At 75.8% G+C, this 4,419-nt stretch carries 3 protein-coding genes and 1 pseudogene; all 4 read left to right on the forward strand.

The genetic code is table 11. From position 1 onward, the window contains the following. A pseudogene (locus tag AX737_RS34800) lies at positions 1–521 on the forward strand (cellulose synthase); the annotation flags it as partial. Further along, the gene (locus AX737_RS23545; RefSeq protein ID WP_066925584.1) at positions 518–1,702 is read left to right on the forward strand and encodes a glycosyl hydrolase family 8; all 1,185 of its coding nucleotides are present in this window, start codon (positions 518–520) and stop codon (positions 1,700–1,702) included. The pseudogene AX737_RS34800 and the gene AX737_RS23545, both read left to right, overlap by 4 nt. Further along, positions 1,687–3,720 carry a hypothetical protein gene (locus AX737_RS23550; protein WP_066925587.1) on the forward strand — a complete coding sequence of 678 codons (2,034 nt, stop codon included), beginning with the start codon at positions 1,687–1,689 and terminating at the stop codon, positions 3,718–3,720. Before AX737_RS23545 ends, AX737_RS23550 begins: the two co-directional genes overlap by 16 nt. Beyond that, the coding region (bcsN, locus tag AX737_RS23555; protein ID WP_066925590.1) for a cellulose biosynthesis protein BcsN at positions 3,717–4,419 on the forward strand (703 nt) is incomplete at its 3' end. The genes AX737_RS23550 and bcsN, both read left to right, overlap by 4 nt.

Here is a 4,419-nt window from a genome sequence, read left to right on the forward strand (position 1 = left end):
TCGCCCGCTGGGACGAGTCCGTCCGCGGGACGAGCGTGCTGCCGGCCGTTCTGGCCGGGGCCTGGGACGGGCTCGTCCGGCACGCGGCTCAGGCGCGCGAGACGGTCTCCGGCTGGACCGACGGCGCGCCCAGCGAGGCCGTCCCGCTCAATCCCCGCGCCTCGCTGATCGTGGCGGAGGGCGGCGCCCGCTTCGACGAGACCACCGTGCTGGTCACCGCCCCGAACCCCTCGATGCTCAAGGCCTCGGTCTCCTGCCTGGTCGATCCCGTGGTCTGGACGCGCCTCGTCGGCCAGGCGGCCTTCCTGGACGCCTCCGACGGCAACCTCAGCATCGTCGAGCCCAGGAGCGTCGGGCTGATCGAGACGCAGCCGCGCAGCCTCGCCAACCTCCGGCTGGTCTCGGCCGCGTGGCTCTCGCTCAATCCCGGGATCTACGTCGGCATGACGCTGCTGATGGCCCTCTGCCTCGGCCTCGCCACGACGGCCCTGGTGCGCCAGCTCGGCCGGAGGAACACGTGAGCCTCGCCACGCGCGCGCGCGCCGCCCTCCTCGCGGCTCTCCTCCTCGCGGCGCTCCCGGCGGGCGCCCCCGCGCGGGCTCAGGACGCCCAGCAGGGCGAGGCCGTCACCGTGCCGCCCGCCACCGCCGTGCCGGGCGCCCCCCAGCCCGCGGCCCCGAGCCGCCCTGCGTCGGGTCCGGCGCTGGCCGGCAGCCTCGGCGACGATCCCGGCTGGCGCGCCTACCGGGCCCGATTCGTGACCGAGCGCGGCCGCATCGTCGACACCGCCAACGGGCTGATCAGCCACAGCGAGGGCCAGGGCTACGGCCTGCTGCTCGCCGTGGCGGCGGGCGACCGCGCCGCCTTCGAGCGGATCTGGGGCTGGACCCGCGCCAACCTGATGGTGCGCACCGACGAGCTGATCGCCTGGCGCTGGACCCCCGACCAGCGCCCCGCTGTCTCCGACATGAACAACGCCACCGACGGCGACATCCTCGTCGCCTGGGCGCTCACCGAGGCGGCGGAGGCCTGGGGCGAGCCGTCCTACCGCACGGCCGCGCGCCGCATCGCCGTCGAGTTCGGCCGCAAGACCATCCTGTTCAAGGACCCGCACGGGCCGCTGCTTCTGCCGGCCGTCTCCGGCTTCTCCGCGCGCGAGCGCGCGGACGGGCCCCTCGTCAACCTGTCCTACTGGGTCTTCCCCGCCCTGCAGCGGCTCGCGATCGTGGCGCCGGAATACGACTGGGCGGCGCTGATCCGCAGCGGCGTCGCGGTGCTGCGCGGGTCGCGCTTCGGTCCCGCGAGCCTGCCGACCGAGTGGATCTCGGCCAAGGAGGAGAGCCTGCGCCCGGCCGACGGCTTCCCACCGCTGTTCTCGTACAACGCGGTGCGCGTGCCGCTCTACCTCGCCTGGGCCGGCGTCGGGCGCCCGGAGGACTACGCGCCGTTCCAGGCGCTCTGGGGCGGCATCGACCGCGAGCGCCTGCCGATCGTCGACACCCGGGACGGCCGGCCCGTGGAGTGGCTGAGCGAACCGGGCTACACGGCGCTGCCGGCCCTCGTCGCCTGCGCGCGCGACGGCACGCCCATCCCCGAATCCCTGCGCACGGTGCAGGACAACCAGAACTACTATCCGACGACCCTCCACCTGCTCGCGCTGACCGCGGCCCGGATGCGCTACCCGTCATGCCTCAGATCGTGACCCCGCGGGCCGGCCTCGCCCTCGCGCTCCTGCTCGCCGGGGCGGCGCCCGCCGCCGCCCAGGGAGGCTCCTCCGGCAGCAGCTCCGGCAATCCCGCCGACAATCCGGCCGGCGGGGCGGCGGCCCCGCGGGTGGTCTACGGCGACGGCGCCCGCGCGCCCGCGATCCTGGTCGATCCCGAGACCTCGACGACCCCCGGCATGGTCGACGAGAGCGCGCTGCGCTACTACGCCTCGCAGAAGCAGACCGCCCGCATGAAGGCGGAGATCGCCCGGCTGCGGCGGCTCTACCCGGGCTGGAGCGAGCCCGCCGACCTCGACAGCCTCCAGCCGAGCCCGCCCGAGGAGGCCCCGCTCTGGGACCTCTTCACCGCGGGCCGCTTCCAGGATCTGCGCGCCGCGATCGACGCGCGCCGCTCGGTCGATCCGGCCTGGCAGCCCTCGGAGGAACTGGCGCGCAAGCTGCGCCGGGCCGAGTTCCGCAGCAGCGTCCGGGCGGCGGGGAAGAACCCGGAGGCGGTCGTGGCCCTCTACCGCGCCGACCCGAGCGCCCTCGACCCCGCCGACGTCGAGAGCATCTGGACGATCGCGGACGCGCTGGCCGCGACCGGCGCCGCCGAGGACGCGTTCAACCTCTACAAGTCCGTGCTCGACGGCAGCGGCGACGCCGGCGCGCGCCTCGCCACGATCCAGAAGGCCATGGCCCACATCAAGATGGACCAGGCCGAACGCCTGATCGCCATGGGTCGCCAGGACCCGGGTCGCCAGGACCCGGGGCGTCAGGATCCGGGGCGTCAGGGCGCCGAGGGCGGTTCCGAGTTCGACGCGATCCGCCTCGACATCACCCGGGCGCGCATCGCGGCCTTCCTGCACGACGAGCCGGCCCAGACCCCTTCGGTGGCCGACCTCACCGCCTTCCAAGCCTATGCCCGCAAGAGCGGCGACCCGAGCCAGACGGGGCTGCTCGGCTGGTACGCCTACAAGCGCCGCCAGTTCCGCGAGGCGCTCGAATGGTTCAAGCAGGCCATCGCCCGCGGGGGCGACGCGATGGTGGCGCACGGCCTCGCCCACACCCTGCGGGAACTCAACATGATGCGCGAGGCCGAGGAGGTCGCCTACGCGTGGCGCGACCGCTTCGTCGGCAACGAGCTGCTGTTCATCGACATCCTCGAGCGCAAGCTGACGCTCGCCAACCCGCCCTTCATCGAGCCCGCCCGGATCGAGCGCTACGCGAAGGTGGTGAACGCGACCGCCTCCGGCGAGGGCGCGCAGGGGCTGGCGTGGTACGCCTACAATTCCTGCCAGTTCGACGCGGCGCTGGAGTGGTTTCAGCGCGCCGTCGCGTGGCTGCCGGGCGAGAGCACGGTGTTCGGCTACGCGCTCACCCTGCAGCGGCTGAAGCGGCAGCGGCCCTATCTGGAGGTGGTCAACCGCTACGACGGGCTGTTCCCGAAGGTGGTCGAGATGCTGTTCCGCGAGGATACGGGCGGACCGCCCCTGCCCTGCGCGAACCAGCCGCCGCCGGCCCCGGCCGGTCGGGGCGCCGCGCGGCCGGAGCCGCCGAGGCCCGACCCGCAGGCCTCCTACGGCCGCGTGCCGCGGCCCGACGCGGGCGGACGGGGCGAGGCGGTGCCGCCGGCCGTGCAGCGCAACGAGTTCCCGCTCGCCGTGCCCCTCGACAACCCGCTGCGCTATCCGCCGGCCTCGGTGCAGCGCGCGCTCGCCGAGGCGCCCGCGCCCGGAACCTACGCCCGTGAGCCGGCCACGCAGAGCCCGCCCCTGGTGGCGCGCCGCGTGCCGGGCGCGGGCACGATGCCCTACGAGCGCTACGGCTACACCCTGCTGCGCGGCTACAACGGCCTCGACAAGCCGGAGACCCTGGGCCCGCCGCCGCAGGGCACCCTCTGGCAGGACCAGCAGGCCGAGCGCGGCCGCAACGCCGCCGAGGGCGACCGCTTCTCGGTGCCGGGCCGCGCCGCCTCCGAGCGCTCGGCCGCGAACGACAAGGGCTATCCGTGAGACCAGGCCTCCGCGCGCTCGCCCTCGCGGCCGCCCTCGCCCTCGCGGCCGCCGCGGCCTGGCCCGCCGCGGCCCAGCCCGCGCCGGTCCTGCGCCTGCCCGGCGCCGGCCCGGTCGAGGCGGTGATCGAGACGCGCCTGCGCGACGGCTTCGACCAGCGCATCCGGTACGAAGGCGGCGATGGGCGCAACCACGCCGAGATCGCGCTGCGCAACGAGACCGGCGACCTCCTGCTGGCCTTCCCGCCCCGGCTCGCCAAGCCGAGCGAGTTCGGCATCGCGGGCGAGATCGCGGTGCGCTTCCCCGGCCAGGTCCTGCGCGTGCAGGCCGCGCCGCGCCGGAACGTCTACGGCCCGGTCGGCATCGCGCTCGGGGCCGACTGCCTCTACGCGTGGCAATGGTTCGAGCGGCCGGCCGTCGGCGCCCGCGCGGCGGGCAACGGGCTGTTCGGCCCGCTCTCCGCCGCGACCGCGGGGCGGCGCGCGCTCTCGCTGCGGATCCGCCTCTGCCGCACGGCCGAGGCCAGCCTGGCCGACCTCGTCGCCGCCGTCGAGCACATGACCATCGCGCTGCCGGGCGCCACGGGCCTCGCCGGCCCGGCCCCGCTCGCCGCCCGGCCGCCGGCGGCCCGCACCCACCGGCGCAAGCCCCGCCCCGCGCAGGCGGCGCGGCCCGCACCGGCCCGGCCGGCGCCCGAGG

This window comes from Methylobacterium sp. CCH5-D2 (assembly GCF_001556475.1).
In the GTDB taxonomy this organism is placed as follows: domain Bacteria; phylum Pseudomonadota; class Alphaproteobacteria; order Rhizobiales; family Beijerinckiaceae; genus Methylobacterium; species Methylobacterium hispanicum.